16 protein-coding genes and 1 tRNA gene are annotated in these 19231 nt (G+C 36.6%); 14 read left to right on the top strand and 3 right to left on the bottom strand.

The genetic code is table 11. The features are described from left to right. The first annotated feature begins 48 nt into the window (after window positions 1–48). The 3 genes from ZPR_RS01290 (at window position 49) to ZPR_RS01280 (ending at window position 4438) form a co-directional block, all read left to right on the top strand. On the top strand, window positions 49–2790 hold the full coding sequence (locus tag ZPR_RS01290) for a PD-(D/E)XK nuclease family protein (protein ID WP_013069782.1): 2742 nt from the start codon (window positions 49–51) through the stop codon (window positions 2788–2790). Window positions 2791–2796: 6 nt separating this feature from the next. Further along, on the top strand, window positions 2797–3696 hold the full coding sequence (locus ZPR_RS01285) for an alpha/beta hydrolase family protein (RefSeq protein ID WP_013069781.1): 900 nt from the start codon (window positions 2797–2799) through the stop codon (window positions 3694–3696). A 166-nt stretch (window positions 3697–3862) separates the two neighbouring features. Further along, window positions 3863–4438: a DUF4468 domain-containing protein gene (locus ZPR_RS01280; RefSeq protein ID WP_013069780.1), complete on the top strand. Its 576-nt coding sequence runs from the start codon at window positions 3863–3865 to the stop codon at window positions 4436–4438. A 28-nt stretch (window positions 4439–4466) separates the two neighbouring features. On the opposite strand, the gene ZPR_RS01275 is transcribed toward ZPR_RS01280, so the two are convergent. After that, window positions 4467–4540 (bottom strand) — tRNA-Ala (locus ZPR_RS01275). Between the two features lie 57 nt (window positions 4541–4597). Between ZPR_RS01275 and ZPR_RS01270 the strand changes: the two genes are divergently transcribed. Both ZPR_RS01270 and ZPR_RS01265 read left to right on the top strand, forming a co-directional pair. After that, window positions 4598–5101 carry a GNAT family N-acetyltransferase gene (locus tag ZPR_RS01270; RefSeq protein ID WP_041578502.1) on the top strand — a complete coding sequence of 168 codons (504 nt, stop codon included), beginning with the start codon at window positions 4598–4600 and terminating at the stop codon, window positions 5099–5101. Window positions 5102–5125: 24 nt separating this feature from the next. Beyond that, a complete protein-coding gene (locus ZPR_RS01265; RefSeq protein WP_013069777.1) occupies window positions 5126–6466 on the top strand; it encodes an MATE family efflux transporter in 1341 nt (446 codons plus the stop codon). Here the strand turns inward: ZPR_RS01265 and ZPR_RS01260 are convergent. Continuing rightward, a complete protein-coding gene (locus ZPR_RS01260) occupies window positions 6463–7686 on the bottom strand; it encodes a GAF domain-containing sensor histidine kinase (protein WP_013069776.1) in 1224 nt (407 codons plus the stop codon). The two genes, ZPR_RS01265 and ZPR_RS01260, sit on opposite strands and share 4 nt — an antisense overlap. A gap of 123 nt (window positions 7687–7809) precedes the next feature. Here ZPR_RS01260 and ZPR_RS01255 point away from each other — a divergent pair, with 123 nt between their 5' ends. The 4 genes from ZPR_RS01255 (at window position 7810) to ZPR_RS23825 (ending at window position 9768) form a co-directional block, all read left to right on the top strand. Beyond that, window positions 7810–8577, top strand: coding sequence for an enoyl-CoA hydratase/isomerase family protein (locus ZPR_RS01255; protein WP_013069775.1), 768 nt, complete (start codon window positions 7810–7812; stop codon window positions 8575–8577). A 3-nt stretch (window positions 8578–8580) separates the two neighbouring features. Beyond that, window positions 8581–8745 (top strand): FeoB-associated Cys-rich membrane protein, encoded by a 165-nt coding sequence (locus ZPR_RS23320; RefSeq protein ID WP_013069774.1) that lies wholly within the window; start codon window positions 8581–8583, stop codon window positions 8743–8745. Window positions 8746–8858: 113 nt separating this feature from the next. Then, a complete protein-coding gene (locus tag ZPR_RS01250) occupies window positions 8859–9308 on the top strand; it encodes a GNAT family N-acetyltransferase (protein ID WP_041579450.1) in 450 nt (149 codons plus the stop codon). A gap of 331 nt (window positions 9309–9639) precedes the next feature. Continuing rightward, window positions 9640–9768 (top strand): hypothetical protein, encoded by a 129-nt coding sequence (locus ZPR_RS23825; protein WP_013069771.1) that lies wholly within the window; start codon window positions 9640–9642, stop codon window positions 9766–9768. 182 nt (window positions 9769–9950) lie between these two features. On the opposite strand, the gene ZPR_RS01245 is transcribed toward ZPR_RS23825, so the two are convergent. After that, window positions 9951–10589, bottom strand: a complete 639-nt coding sequence (locus ZPR_RS01245) for a 2OG-Fe(II) oxygenase (protein ID WP_013069770.1) — start codon at window positions 10587–10589, stop codon at window positions 9951–9953. Window positions 10590–10893: 304 nt separating this feature from the next. Here ZPR_RS01245 and ZPR_RS01240 point away from each other — a divergent pair, with 304 nt between their 5' ends. The 5 genes from ZPR_RS01240 (at window position 10894) to ZPR_RS01220 (ending at window position 19169) form a co-directional block, all read left to right on the top strand. Continuing rightward, window positions 10894–11478 carry an RNA polymerase sigma-70 factor gene (locus tag ZPR_RS01240; protein WP_013069769.1) on the top strand — a complete coding sequence of 195 codons (585 nt, stop codon included), beginning with the start codon at window positions 10894–10896 and terminating at the stop codon, window positions 11476–11478. A 166-nt stretch (window positions 11479–11644) separates the two neighbouring features. Beyond that, window positions 11645–12577 (top strand): FecR family protein, encoded by a 933-nt coding sequence (locus tag ZPR_RS01235; protein WP_013069768.1) that lies wholly within the window; start codon window positions 11645–11647, stop codon window positions 12575–12577. An 84-nt stretch (window positions 12578–12661) separates the two neighbouring features. Beyond that, a complete protein-coding gene (locus ZPR_RS01230) occupies window positions 12662–16105 on the top strand; it encodes a SusC/RagA family TonB-linked outer membrane protein (RefSeq protein ID WP_013069767.1) in 3444 nt (1147 codons plus the stop codon). 13 nt (window positions 16106–16118) lie between these two features. Next, entirely contained in the window at window positions 16119–17567 is a 1449-nt protein-coding gene (locus ZPR_RS01225; RefSeq protein WP_041578497.1) for a SusD/RagB family nutrient-binding outer membrane lipoprotein, read from the top strand. A 27-nt stretch (window positions 17568–17594) separates the two neighbouring features. Then, window positions 17595–19169, top strand: a complete 1575-nt coding sequence (locus ZPR_RS01220; RefSeq protein ID WP_013069765.1) for a calcineurin-like phosphoesterase C-terminal domain-containing protein — start codon at window positions 17595–17597, stop codon at window positions 19167–19169. Window positions 19170–19231 lie beyond the last annotated feature (62 nt).

The raw sequence follows: 19231 nt of genomic DNA, 5'->3' as shown, positions 1-19231 counted from the left end.
TCTTTTAAAAACGCGCTGAATGCTCAGCGCGTTTTTTATTTTTATACTATGAAATCATTTATTCGCCAGGTACTGGAGCAACTGCAAAAAGAAGATACTCCAATCTCAGATTTGGTCTTTATTTTACCTAGTAAAAGAGCAGGTGCTTTTTTACTGAATGAACTTAGCCAACTTACTTCTTCCACTATTTTTGCCCCTAAAATTTATAGTATAGAAGAGTTTACAGAAGAGGTCTCTGGTTTAAAATCTATTGATAATACGACCACTCTTTTCGAATTCTACGAGGTTTATCAAAAACTTACTCCAAAGGAAGAATTAGAAAGTTTTGAAACTTTTTTAGCCTGGGCGCAAAGTTTGATTCATGATTTTAATGAAATTGACCGTTATTTAATCGATGCTGAAAAGTTTTTTAACTATCTGGCCGATATTCAGGATATCAACCACTGGTCTAAGCAGCATCGCACCGAACTTATCGAAAATTACCTGAAGTTCTGGGATCAGTTACCGCAATATTATTCTGTCTTAAAAGAAAATCTTTTTGAAAAAGAGCAGGGATATCAAGGTCTCATTTATCGTTCGGCTGCTTCGAAAGTAGCAGTATACGCTTCGAAAAATTCAAATCAAGAATATGTATTCTTAGGTTTTAACGCTTTAAATTCAGCAGAGCAGGTTATTTTTCAGGAATTATTACAGCAAAATTTAGCAAAGGTTTTTTGGGATATCGACAATGTCTTCCTAAAGGATTATCATCACGAAGCTTCGTTATTTATAAGAGAATATTTAAAAGACTGGCCATTTTATAAAGAAAACCCTTTTCATCCCGAAATTGAAGAATACCGTGAAGCAAAAGACATTTCGATTACCGGAATCCCTAAAAATATAGGGCAGGCCAAATATCTGGCAGAACTATTAGCCAATAAAAGTGAAGCCGAATTAGAGAAAACTGCTATTGTTTTAGGCGACGAAAGTTTGCTGCTCCCTATTTTAAATAGTTTACCTCCTAATGTAAAAGATTTAAACATTACGATGGGATTTCCGCTAAAAAATGCTCCGGTAACCTCATTATTTAATTCCTTATTCGATTTACACACCAAATCGGGTTCCAGCTATTACTATAAAAATGTTATTGCCATTATAAATCATCCCTCACTGCATCAAATATTAAAACCCTATGCTTCAAAATTTATTCAGAAAATAAATAAAGAGAATACCGTATATCTGAAGTATGAAGAAATCGAAGCTAACTTTCCGGCAACGCTACAGGAGTTTATCAGTTGGTGTTTTAAAAGCTGGGAGAATTCTGCCAAAAAAGCTATCCTGCATTTCCAGAATATCGTTTTCAGCATAAAAGATAGCTTAACGCAAGAAAAGGCAGGCAAACTACAACTGGAATTTTTATATCATTTTCATAAACTCTTTAATCAGCTTCAAACTTTAAATACGACCTATCCTCATATAAATAGCTTAACTGCACTCCGCAATTTTTATAATGAGATTATGAGCACGCAAAGTCTGGATTTTCAGGGACGCCCATTTAAAGGTCTACAACTTATGGGTATGTTAGAATCCAGAGCGCTGGACTTTGAAAACGTCATCATTACATCAGTAAATGAAGGCACCTTACCTTCGGGAAAATCCAATAACTCGTTTATTCCTTACGATCTTAAAAAGTCCTATAACCTCCCGACTTATCGGGAAAAGGATGCGGTTTATACCTATCACTTTTACCGACTTTTGCAGCGCGCCACAAAGGTGACCTTACTGTATAATACCGAGAGTGGCGGACTAAATTCCGGAGAAAAAAGCAGGTTTTTAACCCAACTGGAAATTGAAAAACAACCTAACCACCTTTTAAAAATCAATACCGTTTCACCAAAAGTACCCAAGGTGAATAACGAATTAAAAGTAATTGGGAAAACTCCGGCCATGATTGAGAAATTAAAAGATCTGGCAAATTATGGGTTTTCACCCTCAGCATTAACCAGTTATATCAGGAACCCGCTTGATTTTTACTATCAATATGTACTTGGCGTAAAAGAGGAAGAAGAAGTTGAAGAAACTGTAGCTTATAATACCCTGGGAACAGTGATACATGATAGCTTGGAAGTATTTTATAAACCACTGGAAGGAGAGTTACTAAAAGAAATCCATATTCTGGATTTCAGAAAACGTATCGACCAGGAGGTGAGCACACAGTTTTATAAATCTTACACAAAATCACCCATCTTACAGGGAAAAAACTACCTGATTTTTGAAATCGCTAAACGTTATCTCTCCAATTTCTTGGACCTGGAAAACGATCGTTTAAAAAAAGGGGAAGCGATAAGAATTGAAAAAATTGAAAAAAATTTAAAATCGAAAATCAATATTTCTTCACTGGATTTTCCTGTATATATAAGAGGGAAAGTAGATCGTGTAGAAAATTGTAACGGTATCACCAGAATTATTGACTATAAAACGGGAAAGGTAGAACAAAGTAAAATAGAAATTGTAGATTGGGAAAACATTACTACAGATTACGATAAGTATAGCAAGAGTTTTCAGGTACTTGCCTATGCTACCATGATGAAAAACGAAGAAAATATTCCGTTACCTCTAGAAGGAGGAATAATATCTTTTAAAAACCTGAAAGCCGGTCTCCTAAAATTTGCCAAGCGAGAGAAACCGCGAGGTGGCTCCAAAGATTTCTCAATAAACGAAGACACTTTTTTAGCTTACGAAGACCAATTAGAAAAATTAATTACTGAAATTTGCAATCCGGCGATTCCATTCACCGAAAAAGAGATTTAAAAGCTTATGGAGATTACTAGAAAGAAGAACATTCAAATTGAAGGAAAACATAATAAACCAATACTTTGCGATTTGTTTTTCCAGGACGATCAAAAACCAAAACCCGTAGTTATTTTTTGTCATGGTTATAAAGGTTTTAAAGACTGGGGAGCCTGGGATAAAATGGCCGAAACTTTTGCTGAAAAAGGCTATTTTTTTGTGAAATTTAATTTTTCACATAATGGTACCACCCCAGAAAATCCTACAGAATTTTTAGACATCGAAGCTTTTGGCGATAACAATTATAGCATAGAACTAGACGATCTACAATCAGTAATCGATTGGCTTTTAGTTCCAGATTTTCCAGATGCTATACAAATAGATGTTAGCCATATTAACCTTATTGGGCATTCTCGCGGCGGCGCTATAGCCATTATTAAAGCAGCCAATGAAAAGCGTATCACCCGATTGGTTACTTTTGCAGCACCTACAGACCTTGGCGCGAAATTCCCCACCGGGAAAGACCTTGAAAAATGGGAAAAGAAAGGTGTGCAATACATCGTAAATACACGCACAAAACAACAATTGCCTCACCATTACCAGTTTTATAAAAACTATAAGGAAAACAAAGAGCGCCTAAATGTCAAAAATGCCACTAAAAAACTGGAAATCCCTCATTTAATTGCACACGGCAGTAATGATACGACCGTTTCAATTTCCTGCTCTGGAGAATTGTTTGAGTGGAGCCCAATTTCAAAATTACTATTGGTAGAAAATGCCAATCATGTTTTTGAAGCTTCTCATCCCTGGGAAAAAGAAGACCTTCCAGAAAAATTTCAATATTTATTAGACAGGACGTTCCCATTCATCGCTGCAGAAGTTCAGGATCTGATTGATGAGTATGGTGATAATGATGATGACAATTAAAATCAAAGATATATGAATATTGGGCTACTATGTCCAATTACCAAAGTCATAAAGAGTTTTAAACCTCTTAACAACTTATCGAACCTCCTTATTCTTGAATGAATGTAGGAGGTTTCTTTTTTTCTTTTAGCATAGGAATTATCTTTGATCTCAAATCTTATAAAAAATGAATCGATTTTTAATATTCTTTCTTTTGCTGGGCTTAAAGACATCAGCTCAGTTTAACGAGAAAGGCAATTTATATTACGAAGAAACCATTAAACTTCATGGTAAATCTACTCAAGAAATTAAGGAAAAACTCCATGAATGGCTCTTATCAGAATTTGAGCAATCTAATATTAAGGCGTCTAAAAATACCGAAAACGAGATGATTGTTGATATTACTTCTGGAGTTGACATCAAACAAGGAAGCGCCAGCATTCCCATGGATATTTACTTCGGAATTTTAAGCAATTTTAAAGATAACGAACTTAGCATTCAGTTAAGTCATATCGATATCGGCCCAACCCAGACGCCGGTTAAAATTAATTTTCCGGATTTTGAGGCTTTCAAAAGCGAAATGCAGGAAACGGTAGACCGACTAAGTGGTGAGGCAAAAGCTAAAAATCAGGCCATTCTGGATGATGAAAAGAAAATGAAAAGCATTTACGAGCGTGGCTTACAAAATCATGATCAAATGCTAACTGCTGTAAAAAGCTACATTCGCGGATTAGTCGAAAGATTAAAAGTCTATATGAAATAAAAAACCTCGCAAAAATTGCGAGGTTTTGTGGAGAATATCGGAGTCGAACCGATGACCTTTTGGCTGCCAGCCAAACGCTCTAGCCAGCTGAGCTAATCCCCCATTTTGACCGAAGCAAATTTATAAATTTTATTGAAATAAAAAAGTTTTTTAAACCGAATGATTAAACCTGCCCTTCCAAAAGACCTCTCCGAGATAAAACGTCTTACCGAACGTTGTGCCGAAGCCATGATAGATAAAGGGATTAACCAGTGGAACGAGAACTATCCTTCTAAAGAAAAACTAGCTACAGATATCGATAAAAACGAACTATTTAAGCTTGTTAATACCGAAAATGAGATTATGGGTATCATCGTTTTAACACCTGAAATGGATGAAGAGTACCTTCCTATACCTTGGATCACTGAAAATAAAAACAATCTATATGTCCATCGCCTGGCTACAGACCCAAGCTTTTGGGGGCTTGGAAATGGAAAAAAATTAATGGACTTTGCTGAAGAGTTTGCCAGAAAACACCATTACACATCTATAAGGTTGGATACCTTTAGCCAGAACAAAAGAAACCATCGCTTCTACGAATCCAGAGGCTATCAAAGGTTAGGGGATATTTTCTTCCCGGTAAAAAGCGAACATCCGTTTCATTGTTACGAGCTAGTTCTTTAAAAAAACCTGTCTATATTTACCAATATGGCCAAATTGGATACCTCTGCAGTAAGTTTCAAAAACATTAATAGGATTGCAATACCTGCGATAATCGCAGGTATTGCAGAACCTTTAATTTCACTTACCGATATTGCTGTTATTGGCAATGTAGAAAGTAACTCGGTTGAAGCACTAGCTGCTGCCGGTATTGTAGGTTCTTTTCTTTCTGCCGTAATCTGGATTTTAGCGCAGACAAAAACCGCTATTTCGGCAAAAGTATCCCAACATTTAGGAGCTAACCGTCTTCATGCTGTAAAAACCCTGGTGCCGCAAACCATCGTTTTTAATCTTTTACTTAGCCTCTTTATTTACGGGATTACCGCACCATTGGCAACATTTATATTTAGTGCTTACAATGCTAAAGGTTTGATTTTGGAGTATTCCGTAAGTTATTATCAAATTAGGGCTATTGGTTTCCCCTTAACGCTACTTACCTTCACCATTTTTGGAGTATTTAGAGGCTTACAAAACACCTCCTGGGCCATGAAGTGCAGCTTAAGCGGAGCGGTAGTAAATATTTTACTCGATTACCTGCTGGTATATGGTATAGAAGGCTATATCCCGGCGATGCATTTGGAGGGTGCTGCCTATGCCAGTCTTGCTGCCCAGACTACTATGTTGATAATGGCCTTATGGTTTTTCTTTAAAAAAACACCATTTCATCTTAAACCAAGCTTAAAACTTAATCCAGAATTTAAACCCCTTTTGGTCATGGCGGCGAATCTTTTTTTAAGGACACTTTCCCTAAATATCGCTATTATGCTGGCCAATGCCTACGCAACAGACTATGGAGAAAACTATATTGCCGCGCAAAGTATTTTGATGAATATATGGTTGTTTTTTAGCTTTTTTATAGATGGTTATGCTAATGCCGGCAATGCCATTGGAGGAAAATTATTAGGTGCCAAAGATTACAAAAACCTGTGGGAATTAAGCAAAAAAATCTCCAAATACGCAGTATTGATCGCTTTGATATTAATGGCCATCTGCGGAATTTTCTACAATCAAATCGGGATTTTATTTAATAAAGATGAAGTGGTTTTAGCGCTTTTTGCCTCGGCTTTTTGGATCGTACTTTTAATGCAACCCATTAATGCGATCGCTTTTATGTTCGACGGCATATTTAAAGGCCTGGGAGAAGCAGCTTACCTACGCAATTTATTACTTGTCGCTACCTTTCTGGGTTTTACCCCGGCATTGTTAATTTCAGATTATTTTGGCCTGAAATTGTACGCGATTTGGATGGCCTTTTTGGTCTGGATGCTCATTAGGGCAAGCGGACTCGTTATTAAATTCCGAAGAAAATATTTAAATAAAGAAGTTTAACCTAAAAGTGTTCCTGTTGATTCCAAGCTAGACTCAACTGGCATGCTAAAATTGAAGCTGGTCACGCCATCTTCAGATGTAACACCTAAATTACCATGATGCGCCTTAGCAATCTCTGAAGCGATATAAAGTCCTAAACCTAATCCATTTTCATTATTTTTGGCTTTACTTTTAAAATAAGGTTTAAACAATTCACGCTGATTCTTTTTAGGAATTGTCTCCCCATGATTAATAACCGAAAGCGAAAATTGCGAGGAACTACTTGATATTTTAACCAGCACAGGCTTTTTAGATATGCTGTGTTTTATGGCATTATTTAACAAATTGGAAAGTAATTGTGCCATTCTGGTGGTATCACAATCTACTTTTTGATGTAAACTTATTTCACTTTCAATCAATCTATCCTCATTAATAATTTTACACTCCGTAATCACTTCTCCTAACTCTTTTTCCAGCTTATTGTTATCTTCGCTTAGGTTCAAACTAATCCCCTCTCCTATATTTCCCTTGGCAAAATCTAAAAGATTATCGATTAAACTCTGCATCCTGTAAGAAGTAGATTTGATGATCTCTGCCTGCTTTTTGGCAGCCTCGGGTATCTTTGAACTCAGAAGCATATCTGCACAAATTCTGGTAGTGCCAACGGGATTTCTAAGATCATGACCTAAAATAGCAACAAAAGTTTCTCTAAGTTCAGCTATCTCATCCTGTTTCTTAATCTTTCTATTAGCTTGCCTAAGTTTATGAATAGATTCTAAATGATAAGAGATTAAATCTGTATACAACTTAAACATATCTCTAACCCCGTCGTTATTTATTTTAGCAGGTTTTGGATCGATCGCGCATAAGGTCCCAAAGAAAGAACCATCTTTCAGAAAAATAGGATAAGAAATATAACTTTTAAAACCATACTGTTTTGGAGTATGATGATTACAAAATATAGTGTTATGATCTACATCCTCTATAACCACAGGAATGTGATGTTGCCTAATTTCGTTACAAATTGTAGATTCTACTGCTAACTCATCTCCAGGTCTTAAACCAAACTCAATATCATCCTTAGAAACCGCAGTAATCCAACGCTCTTCGGTAACTCTTGCTATCGCAACAAACCGCATATTAGAGGAACAGCTAATTACATTAAGTAACTTATGAATTCCGGGAATTTCATTTACATCTTCGATGTCTTTTCTAAGAGCTAAACTTTTATCTATTGCCATATTCTGAAAACGCTGAAAGGTACAAAATTGATTACCTTGATTAGCAATATAGGCACTCTTTTATTAACGAAGTCTTCGCTTATCATTTTCTTAAGATTATTTACATTTGATAAAACTTGAATTATGACCACCACACGCGAGAACGGAAGCTTATATACCTCAATAGAAAATAACATTGGGATTATTGAATTTGGGCATCCTGCCAGTAATAGTTTTCCCGGTGTACTTTTAGACCGACTGGAAAAAGCTATTTGCGAATATTCCGATCAGCCAGAAGTAAAAGTAATCCTCCTGAAATCTGAAGGAGAAAAAGCATTTTGTGCCGGTGCTTCTTTTGACGAATTAATGGCTGTTGAAAACATGCAACAGGGTAAAGTCTTTTTCTCTGGCTTTGCTAAAGTTTTAAACGCCATGCGAACCTGTAAGAAGTTAATTATTGGTCGTATTCAGGGAAAAACCGTTGGAGGAGGCGTTGGATTAATCGCTGCTTGCGATTATGCCATGGCTACGGAAGCTGCTGCTATCAAACTCTCAGAACTAAGTATTGGAATCGGGCCTTTTGTGATCGCACCAGCCATAGAACGTAAAATTGGGATTGCTGCCCTTGGCGAGCTTACATTAGCCGCACACGAATGGAAAACCGCATATTGGGCAAAAGACAAAGGAATTTTTGCCCGGGTTTTTGAAAGTACTAAAGATTTAGATAAAGAAATTGGAATTTTTGCTGAAAAATTAGCATCTTACAATCCTGAAGCCCTACTCGAAATGAAACGTGTGTTATGGCAAGGCACCGAAAACTGGTCGACTATCCTCATGGAAAATGCTGCCATTAGCGGAGAACTGGTATTATCAGACTTTACCCGGAATGCACTTGCTAAATTTAAAAAATAATATATGAAAGTTTTACCATTAGACACTTTGGGTGATAAGGCAGAAATGCTGGGAGCATTTACAGGAGAAATCGCTGCGATGATGATGCCATTTGCATTTTTTGTTATCGTTGCCTTTTTAGTTTACCGAATTTTTAAAAAGAAAAAACTACACCGTGACGCACGCTGATGAAATGGATCTGGGAGTCCAGTTCAATGACTTTTTAATAGTACTTCTGCCTTTCCTCATTCTCTGCTTCGTAGTTCTCATTGCCTATCGCGAATTCAAGAGAAAAAAATAAAATGATTGAAATAAAACGAACTAGTTCTAGCGAAACAGATTTTCAACATTTAGTTTCAGAATTAGATGGGGAGCTGTCTAAAAGAAATGGGGAAACAAACGAATTCTTTGCCCAGTATAATAAAATAGACCAGATTAAACATGTAATCATCGCAACTATTGACGATAAACCTGTTGGATGTGGAGCTATGAAAGCTTATGATAGTGATACCATGGAGATCAAAAGGATGTTTGTTCCTATTGAAATGCGCGGTAAAGGAATAGCGGTTCACATTTTAAAAAACCTTGAAAAGTGGGCAAAAGAAATGAATTATAGCAAGTGCATATTAGAAACAGGCAACAAAATGCTCGAAGCTATTAGATTATACGAAAAAAGTAATTACAAAGTAGTTCCTAACTATGGTCAATATAATGGTATAGAAGATAGTATTTGTTTTAAGAAGCACCTATAATATTTAAAAAAATAAAAGTCAAAACTCTAAATAAATTAGCTCATCAAGCGCAATAATCCCATAGAAATAAAACTTCTACAGACTAACACCTAACTTTACAATTTCTTTGGCTTTATTAATCGCAGCATTTGCTAATTTTAGATAAATTAAAAAGCATGCCTTTTTTTCAACAACCTGAACTACCAAAAGATCAACCTGCGACTCAATCCCAGCAATATGGTTTTGAGCTCTCCGACTTTTTAAGTGACAACTTTTGGTTTCTGCTCATTTTTGTTGTCATAACCGCATTAGTGATATTTGATTATTACCGCCGTAAAAAAGAAAGACAGTAATGCAAAGTACCTTACCTGAAAATGAAGAAACTTTTGAAATTTTAAGTTTTCTTAGTGGCTATGGCTTTTGGATGATTCTAGCCATCATCCTAGTTATCCTGGTTTTGTATAAAAAGTTTAGAAAATAGCCCTCCTAATTCTTTTTGCGTTAGTGATATGCATTAGAAATCCTTTTGCTCGTTCCTGGCAAAAGAGGGTAGCAAAAGCCACCACTAACAAAATTGCTAATCAAGAATCTTAGGGCAAACCCTCCAGGTATGAATCCAAAAAACTTTTTTCTGATTTCGAGGTAAGTCTCAGGGGATTAAACTTACCGGGTTTTCAACCAACCGGTAATACTTAAACGCTCAGAATTTTTTACTTCTTTTACCTCGTGCTCTAAAATCTGACTTTCGAAAATCACAACCCTTCCAGGTAATGGATAAATCACCTCCTCGCTTCCATCTTCCTTATAAATCACCAGTTCTCCTCCATTTGTTTTCAACCAGTTTTCATCGTTTAAATAACTTACAATAGAAAGTTTACGACGAGAATCATTTTGAAAAGTATCTAAATGCCGCTTGTAAAATGTACCCTTTGGATATACGGCATAGTGAAATTCTTTATGCAGAATACCCATAAAACAGGTTCTGTTTAGATATTCGATAAGATTGTTGATTTTGTGGAAGAAAATTTTTTCGGTTTCTCCGGCTTCAGCTTCGTTCATCCATAAAATAAAATCACCGCGAATCGCTTTTTCGATAAGTTCGTTAGTGCGGTTACCAATAGCCGACTTTTTAAACTTGTCTTCTTCGTATTTATGCAGTAACGAACTTCTAAGTTTCAGAATTTCTAGAGGATCAAAAAAATCGTCGACAATACTATATTGCTTCTCCAACAAATCGTCTATAATTTGCTCGTACTGCTGATTTACAGTAAAATCCAGCTGCTCAAAAAGTTCTTCTTTCAATGCCTATATTTTATAAAAATCGCGCAAAATTAGTCTATTTTTAAATACAAAAGCTGAAAGCTGGCAGAAAATAACACCCTTAAGTGTTGGAAATTAGAGAATAGACAAGCATCTAAAATAAGTGATACTATTTTGTATGCCGAAGAAATAGAAAAGCATAACGTAATTCCCCAAATACGAACCCTTGTAAACTTTTCACTTTAAACTTTCAAACTTTTAACTCGTAATAATTAACCTAATCTTAAACCAGATACGATCCCTTAAAAGTCAGAAATGTTTTTCATTTGTTATACCCTACAAACCAATGGAAAAGGAAATTTCTAAACTAACCGATGCTACACTTTATCGCTTATTTAAGGATAAAGACCCGGATGCTTTCCAGGCTATTTTCGACAAATACTGGAAACGTCTTTACTCTTATGCCTATAAAATTTATCAGGATGAGCTTATTTGTGAAGATATCGTACAGGAAGTTTTTATAAGTCTTTGGGAAAAATTAGCAGACACAGAAATTGTTCATTTAGAAGGCTACCTTTTTAGGGCGGTAAAATATCGTATTGCCAATCATATCCGGGATCTAAAATTCACAGAACTTCATGAAAGTATCTTACTACAAATTCCATATCCAACCACGGCTTCTAAAAACATCGAATTTGAAGAATTTGAACAGCAAATAAAGACACTTATTGAAAAACTACCTCCCAAATGTCGGGAAGTTTTCAAATTAAGTAGATACGAACAACTTTCTAATACTGAAATTGCTTCAAAATTAAATCTCTCTACAAGAACGGTGGAAACGCATATTAGCAATGCCCTGAAGTTTCTAAAAAACAATATCGATCCTTACCAAATTTCCCTCCTTATTACTACAATGTTTATTAAAGGTTAACCTAACACCTTTATCGTTAACAAAAGTTTAAGACTACTTTTTTCCTTACGTGTGCTCCTTATTTTTTGTGACTCCCTTTTAGAAACGCATTCTAAACGATCGTTTTCACCCTTAAACATTACATAAATAAAAATGATAACCCAGTCTATCACATAAAAATTAAGTCTTGAAAGTAGAAGAATTTAAAAAGTTAGCAGAAAAATACACACACAAAAAGGTGAATAGCCAGGAACGTTTGGCTATGGATATTTTCTTTTCGAAAATGCAGGAAGCTAATAAAAATGTATTGGTGCCGATTTCTTCTGAAAAAAGAGAAAAGTTATTTTATAATATTCAGCAAAACCTAACTATAAAACGAAAAAGAACTCCACTAAAGAAATATCTGGCAATGGCTGCTGCTGGATTTACTACCCTATTGATGCTAGGATTTTTCACAGGCATGTTTAGCAATAATTACACCACCATTATTGCTGAAAAAGGAGAAAAGAAGGAGATAAAAATGGACGATGGCTCTGTAATTTTTCTAAACGGCAATAGTAGCATCACCTATGAAAATAATTTCACTGAAGAGCGCACTGTCAAGCTGCAGGGAGAAGCTTTCTTTAAAGTCGCCAGGGATACAGCACATCCTTTTACCATAAAGAGCAAAGATTTAGAAACCCGGGTTTTAGGAACGTCTTTTAACATAAAAAGCTATAAAGATCAAGTGCCCATGGTAAGTGTAAACACCGGAAAAGTAGAGGTCATACCTTTAAAAAACCCAGAGTACAAAGTAATTCTTACCAAAGATCAGCAGGCATCTTTTAAAGAAAATCGAAAACCTAAAATAAGTAAAGGAGACAGCAGGGATTTTAATGCCTGGACAAGGAAGATGATTATCCTAAAAAATATCAGTTTAGAACATACCGCTAAAATTATTGAAAACTGGTATGATGTGAATATTCAATTTGCTGACGACAGTTTAAAACAATTGAAAATCACTGGGAAATTTAACGACGAAAAACTCTCTAATGTTCTTAAAAGTCTGGCACTTATTAAGAATCTTAAAATCGATTCTACCAACAAAAAACAAATAATTATAAGAAAGAACCCTATATAAACTAAAAACAAAACCCACTCCTGCTGCCACAGTAGTGGGTCTAAAAGTTACCGACTACAAATAAATAATCTATAGCCAATTGTAATGAATACGAAACTACAATTTTTCAGAAAACTTTGCGCTTATTATCTATTATTAAGTTTTCTGCTACTTACGGGAAGCGCTATTGCTTCTACAAACAATAAAAATTTCAACGAAATCTTAATTAAGCTATCAGTTAGGAATGCCAATTTAGCTGATGTTTTTTCTGAAATCGAATCTAAAACCGAATTCACCTTTGTTTTTGATGAAACTGTAACAAAATCAAAGGAAAAATTCAATTTCATGGGGAAAAAACAACGGCTTTCCACTATCCTGGGATTGATTAGTTCGCGAACTGGATTAAAATTCCAGCAAATCAATAAAACAATCAGTGTACTAAAAGCGATACCTCAGCAAAAAATATGGGGTAAGGTTTTAGATGACGAAAAGCTTCCATTGCCGGGAGCAACGATTATCGAAAAAGGGACTTCTAATGGCGTTACGACAGATTTTGATGGTAATTTCAGCATCAGTATTTCTAGTTATCCAACTATATTGGAAGTTTCTTTTATGGGATTTAAAACTCAGGAAATCACAGCAACAAGCACTGATGAGCCATTAGAAATTATACTCCAGGAAAATGCCAATGCGTTAAATGAGGTGGTCGTAACCGCCCTGGGAATTAAAAGGGAAGAAAAACAATTAGGCTTCTCTCAAGCTACTGTAGATGGTGAAAGTTTATCCCAAACCGCCCCTACCAACTGGAGCTCTGGTTTAAAAGGAAAAGTTGCGGGGATGAACATTAGCTCTTCAGGATCTGGCCCCATTAACTCTCAACAAATCACATTAAGAGGAAATAGTTCTTTTGATCTCAACGGAAATTACGCACTTATCGTAGTAGATGGTGTTCCCATAAATACCGAAATGACCACTTCAGGATCCGGCAGTGCTTATATGGGGGAAGATTCACCTATTGATTACGGTAACGGAATCTCAAACCTCAATTTTGATGATATCGAAAGTGTTTCTGTTTTAAAAGGACCTGGTGCCGCCGCCTTATATGGTAGTCGTGCGGCAAATGGGGTTCTAATGATTACCACCAAATCCGGTAAAAAAAGTAAGGGATTAGGGATCACCATTAATTCAATTACTTCTTTTGATCGTATTCAAAGATGGCCGGATTACCAATATCGTTACGGCCAGGGAAACAATTACACCAATGCCGATGGGGAACTTTATTATTCTTACGGAAGCTCTGAAGATGGCGGTAGCACGGGAGGTACCAGCAGTGCCTGGGGTCCTGAATTTAATGATCAGGAATTTTTCCAATACGATCCCTCGGTACAAGGACAATCTTTAGAAAGACAAGAATGGCGACCTTATAAAGACAATAGAAAAGACTTTTGGCAAACCGGGGTCACCACTCAAAATAATATTGCTATCCAGGGCGGTGGTAAAGATGGTTCGATGAGGGCCTCTTTAGCCCACACAAAAAATGAGTGGATAATGCCTAATACCGGATACGAAAGAGTAACCGCTTCCCTAAACTCTAAATATAACATTTCAGAAAAAATTAGTTTGGGCGCCGTGGTAAACTACAACAATCAATGGAGTGATAATTTACCCAGCACGGGATACAACAATGGTTCTATCGCTTACTTTATGATTTTCCAGAATCCAAATGTAGATCTGGATTGGTATCGACCAATATGGCAGGAGGGGCAGGAAAACATACAGCAAATACAACCATTTAGCTCGTATATCGATAACCCTTACCTAATAGCTTACAAATCACTGAATACCCTTAACAGTCATCAAATTGTTGGAAATTTAAATGCCAATATAAAGCTTGCTCCGCATTTCAACTTAATGCTTAGAACAGCTATAAATACTTACAACCAGGAAAGAGAACAAAAAAGACCGTATAGTATTAACAGGTACGCCGAAGGATATTACCAAACTCAGGATGTTTTTAAACAGGAAATCAATAATGACTTTCTGCTTAGTTATGAAAACAAATTTAAAGACTTTAGCCTGTCTGCCAGTATTGGAGGAAACAACAGAATTGAAAAAAGAAGATTAAATAACGCATCGGTTACGGGCCTGGTTGTGCCAGATGTTTATAAACTTTCAAATGGTAAAAATGCACCTTCACTATACACTTCAGATCAAAACAAAGAAGTTAACAGTTTATATGGTTTAATGACATGGTCCTATAAAGATCAGATTTTTCTTGATATTACGGGAAGGAACGATTGGTCCAGCACCTTACCAAAAGAAAACTGGTCGTTCTTTTATCCTTCAGCAAATACAAGTTTTATTTTATCAGACATTTTTAATTTCTCTGGAAAAGGAATTGAATATTTAAAATATCGATTCTCATATGCTCAGGTAGGTAATGATACCAGTCCATACCAAACCAGAAAATATTATAGTCAAAATAATTTCCCCAGTTCGGCAACCGTCCCAACAACCCTATATAATCGCGATTTTAAACCTGAAATTTCTACGAGTTATGAAACTGGTTTTGAAGCCAGATTCTTAAACAATCGTATTAGTCTTGATGCTACGGTTTACCAGATTTCTACCGAAAATCAAATTATCGCTGTCCCGCTAAATTGGGATACAGGTTACAGTTCAGCTATTCTAAATGCGGGAAAAGTAAGAAACCGAGGTATTGAACTCACCTTAACAGGAAAAATTATAAATAACGATAAACTTAAATGGTCCTCTACCCTTACCTGGTCTAAAAACGAAGGCGAAGTTTTTAACCTTCCAGATAATATTGAAAATCAATATATAATCGATCAGGGAGGCCAAGCTTCTTTAATTGCTAAGGTTGGTGGTTCTCCTACCGCCATTTACGGTTATAAATTTGTACGATCTCCTGAGGGGCAAATCGTATACGACAGTAAAGGTTTACCTGCATACCCGGAGTCTGGCGACATTCGATACGTGGGGGACGCTATGCCCGATTGGAGAGCAGGTTTATACAACCAGATTACCCTGGGCAATTTTGATTTTAGCTTCACATTAGATGGGCAGTATGGCGGAATCATTTATTCCCAGACACATCATAAACTTACCCAACAGGGAAAACTTAAGTTTACTTATGAAGGCAGGGATAATATGAGTATCGTTGGCGACGGAGTGGTACTGAATGCAGATGGTTCTTATTCTCCTAATACTACTGAAGTTGCCGTACAGGAATGGTACAATAGATATTACCGTAGAGCAAATGTGGAGTCGAATTCTTTTGAAGCTTCTTACTTAAAATTGCGTGAAATAAACCTTCAATATAGATTCCCGGCAAAATGGTTAAATAACACCGGGATCCAATCACTGTCCCTTTCTGCTTTCGGAAGAAATGTTGCTATGCTAACCGACTTCCCAATTTATGATCCTGAAACCGCTGCTCTTAACGGGAACCGAATTATGCCCGGTGTAGAAATAGGACAAATGCCTTCGCCAGCGACCTACGGAGTTAATTTAAAACTAAGCTTATAATCATAGAAAAATGATGAACAAGATAACATCAAATTTGCTAATTATACTAGCTGTAATAACATTTACAGCCTGTACCAGCGATTTCGAAGAAACAAACTCAGATCCTAACAGGATTGAAGAAATTAGTCCGGCGACCTTACTAAACCCTATTATTTACAGTTTAGCAAGCCATAATGCCGGCCGTGCCAACGCCATAACTTTCGACCTTATGCAGGTTTCCCTTCCTTATCCAAGCGTTTCGGGTGGCTTACACCGTTATGATGTGAGCATGGGAATAGGGAATTCTTCCTGGAGTAATTATTACAGATGGTTAAAAAACATCCAGGAGATGAAAGCTGCAGCCATTATTAATGAAGATGTAAACTACGAGGCCATCGCCCTTACATTAAACGCTATGGTGTATGCCAACCTTACAGATCTATTTGGACCGGTACCAATGACCCAGGCCGTAATGGCCGAAGAAGGGATTCTTTATCCCGAATTTGATACTCAGGAAGAAATCTATACAAAGATCTTAGCAGATCTTGAAACGGCAAATGCCCTTTATGATACCACCAGAGATATGGTATATCTGCAGGATATACTTTTCCAGAATAATGTAGAACGCTGGCAAAAATTCACTAATTCTTTACACATGCGATTATTACTAAGAATTTCTAATCGCCAGCCAAATTCTTTTCAGCAATTAGCGGATATGGTGAATAATCCTGCTACCTATCCGGTTTTTGAAAGCACCGAAGAATCTGCTATTTTACAAGTGACCGGCGTAGAGCCTAACGTAAGCCCATGGGGCAGGCCACAGGATTTTAGGCTAAGTGTAAAAATAGCTTCATTTTTTATCGATAACCTGAACACTTGGGAAGATCCTAGAAGACCTGTTATCGCTACCACGGCAACACAGACCGATGAAAACCAAAACACTATCAATATTGGCTACAAAGGTATTCCAAGTGCTTACGATGGACCAGAATCCCAATTTACTTATAACGCTTCCACCTTTAATATTGAACAGGTCACCAATCCCATGCAGATATTCTTTCTCTCATATGCTGAAGTAGAATTTATTAAAGCTGAATTGGCGCAACGTGGCTTTATAAATGAAGATGCTGCAACTCACTATGAAAACGGAGTTATTGCCGCTATGGAACAATTAGAAGTAGAAGAAATTCCCACAAATTATTTTGAAAATCCTGAAGCCGCATATAACGGAACTTTAGAACGTATTATGCTTCAAAAATACTATGCTCTTTATTTTACTGATTATCAGCAATGGTTTGAATATCGAAGAACAGGTTTCCCAGAACTACCAACAACAGAAGCTATGTTTAATGATGGGGTAATGCCTTCAAGATTCTATTATCCTACAGATCTTGCTATTGAAAACCCTAAGGGTTATGCACAGGGAGTAGAATTACTTGGCGGTAGCGATGATATAAATACAAAAGTGTGGTGGGATCAATAAACAAGTTAAATACCAAACATTTATACTATGAAAAGAACAATTTTAGCTACAGCCATCTTCCTCCTGGGTGTATCTGGTTTTGCCCAGCAAATGGCAACAGGATATGTTTTTGAAGATCAAAATGAAAACGGCAAAAAAGATCGGAACGAATCGGGAATTGCTAATGTATCGGTATCTAATAGTCAGCAAGTGGTAGTAACCGATACCAATGGTAAATATGAAATTCCTGTAGGTGATGATAATATTATTTTTGTGATCAAACCTTCCGGTTATGTACCAAAAATCAACGAAAATAACCTTCCAGAATTCTATTATATTCATAAACCCAATGGCTCACCTAAATCTGAATTTGCCGGTGTAAAACCTACCGGAAAACTACCAAAATCTATAGATTTTGGTTTAATTCCCTCTGAAGAAAAAGAAACATTTACCGCACTTATTTTTGGAGATCCGCAACCTTACAATTTAGAAGAAATTGAATATTTCACCAAAGGGATTGTCACGGAAGTCGAAGGAATCAAAGACGTGCCCTTTGGTTTAAGCCTTGGGGACTTGGTGGGCAACGACCTCGATCTTTTTAGCCCTTACATTAAAGCGGTTAAAAAAGTTGGTATCCCGTGGTATAACCTTATGGGCAATCACGACATGAATTTTGATGCGACAGAAGATAAGCTTTCCGACGAGACTTACGAGGCTCATTTTGGACCGGCAAATTATGCCTTCAATTATGGTAAAGTTCATTTTATTGTAATGGATGATATTTTATATCCAGATCCTCGGGATATGAAAGGTTATCTTGGTGGTTTTAGAAAAGATCAGCTGGATTTTATAGCAAATGACCTTAACTATGTTCCTAAAGATCATTTGGTTGTTTTAGCCTGGCACATTCCGCTTTTTGAACCAGAAGACAATAATACTTTTAGAGATGAAGATCGCGAACGTTTATTTTCAATTCTAAGCGAATTCCCGCACACCTTATCACTTTCTGCCCATACCCATATACAACGCCAGGATTTCTTTGGAAAAGACGAAGGCTTTAATCGGGACAAGCCTCATCACGAATACAATGTAGGTACTACATCTGGAGACTGGTACTCAGGCAAGCTTAATAAAGAAGGTATTCCTATTTCAGTAATGAGAGATGGTACACCAAAAGGTTATGCGTTTATCCATTTTGATGGAAACTCGTATAAAATCAATTATAAGGTCGCCGGTGAAAATGAGAACTATCAAATGAAAGTTTTCGCGCCAAAAGTAGTAGCCAAAGGTCGAAGAACACAGGCCGGCATTTTTGTAAACTTCTTTATGGGTACCCAAGGAGATAAAGTTTTATACCGAATTGACGGAGGCGAATGGCACCCCATGCAATATACTGAACGTACAGACCCTTCTTATGAATTTTTGGTAAACGAATGGGATCTTACCGAAGAATTAATGCCGGGAAGGCGTTCTTCTAATCCTATAAAAAGCACGCATTTATGGCGTGGAAATATCCCTACTAATTTAGACACCGGAAAGCATAGCATAGAGGTTAAAGCGATAGATATGTTTGGAAAAACCTACACGTCTAAGTCCTCCTACCGGTTAGAAGAAGCAATTTGATTTTTAGTTTGTTGAAGTCCGTCGTCATTTCATCCCGTCGGCGGACTTTTTAATCGGTACAA

This window comes from Zunongwangia profunda SM-A87 (assembly GCF_000023465.1).
In the GTDB taxonomy this organism is placed as follows: Bacteria; Bacteroidota; Bacteroidia; order Flavobacteriales; family Flavobacteriaceae; genus Zunongwangia; species Zunongwangia profunda.
Note: the sequence above shows the minus strand (reverse complement) of the source record. Positions and strands in the feature narration are given on the sequence as shown.

Excerpts from the sequence above, each read along its gene's own strand:
- ZPR_RS01290 (WP_013069782.1), top strand. The coding sequence starts at position 49 with ATGAAATCATTTATTCGCCAGGTACTGGAGCAACTGCAAAAAGAAGAT.
- ZPR_RS01285 (WP_013069781.1), top strand. The coding sequence starts at position 2,797 with ATGGAGATTACTAGAAAGAAGAACATTCAAATTGAAGGAAAACATAAT.
- ZPR_RS01280 (WP_013069780.1), top strand. The coding sequence starts at position 3,863 with ATGAATCGATTTTTAATATTCTTTCTTTTGCTGGGCTTAAAGACATCA.
- ZPR_RS01270 (WP_041578502.1), top strand. The coding sequence starts at position 4,598 with ATGATTAAACCTGCCCTTCCAAAAGACCTCTCCGAGATAAAACGTCTT.
- ZPR_RS01265 (WP_013069777.1), top strand. The coding sequence starts at position 5,126 with ATGGCCAAATTGGATACCTCTGCAGTAAGTTTCAAAAACATTAATAGG.
- ZPR_RS01260 (WP_013069776.1), bottom strand. The coding sequence starts at position 7,686 with ATGGCAATAGATAAAAGTTTAGCTCTTAGAAAAGACATCGAAGATGTA.
- ZPR_RS01255 (WP_013069775.1), top strand. The coding sequence starts at position 7,810 with ATGACCACCACACGCGAGAACGGAAGCTTATATACCTCAATAGAAAAT.
- ZPR_RS23320 (WP_013069774.1), top strand. The coding sequence starts at position 8,581 with ATGAAAGTTTTACCATTAGACACTTTGGGTGATAAGGCAGAAATGCTG.
- ZPR_RS01250 (WP_041579450.1), top strand. The coding sequence starts at position 8,859 with ATGATTGAAATAAAACGAACTAGTTCTAGCGAAACAGATTTTCAACAT.
- ZPR_RS23825 (WP_013069771.1), top strand. The coding sequence starts at position 9,640 with ATGCAAAGTACCTTACCTGAAAATGAAGAAACTTTTGAAATTTTAAGT.
- ZPR_RS01240 (WP_013069769.1), top strand. The coding sequence starts at position 10,894 with ATGGAAAAGGAAATTTCTAAACTAACCGATGCTACACTTTATCGCTTA.
- ZPR_RS01230 (WP_013069767.1), top strand. The coding sequence starts at position 12,662 with ATGAATACGAAACTACAATTTTTCAGAAAACTTTGCGCTTATTATCTA.
- ZPR_RS01225 (WP_041578497.1), top strand. The coding sequence starts at position 16,119 with ATGAACAAGATAACATCAAATTTGCTAATTATACTAGCTGTAATAACA.
- ZPR_RS01220 (WP_013069765.1), top strand. The coding sequence starts at position 17,595 with ATGAAAAGAACAATTTTAGCTACAGCCATCTTCCTCCTGGGTGTATCT.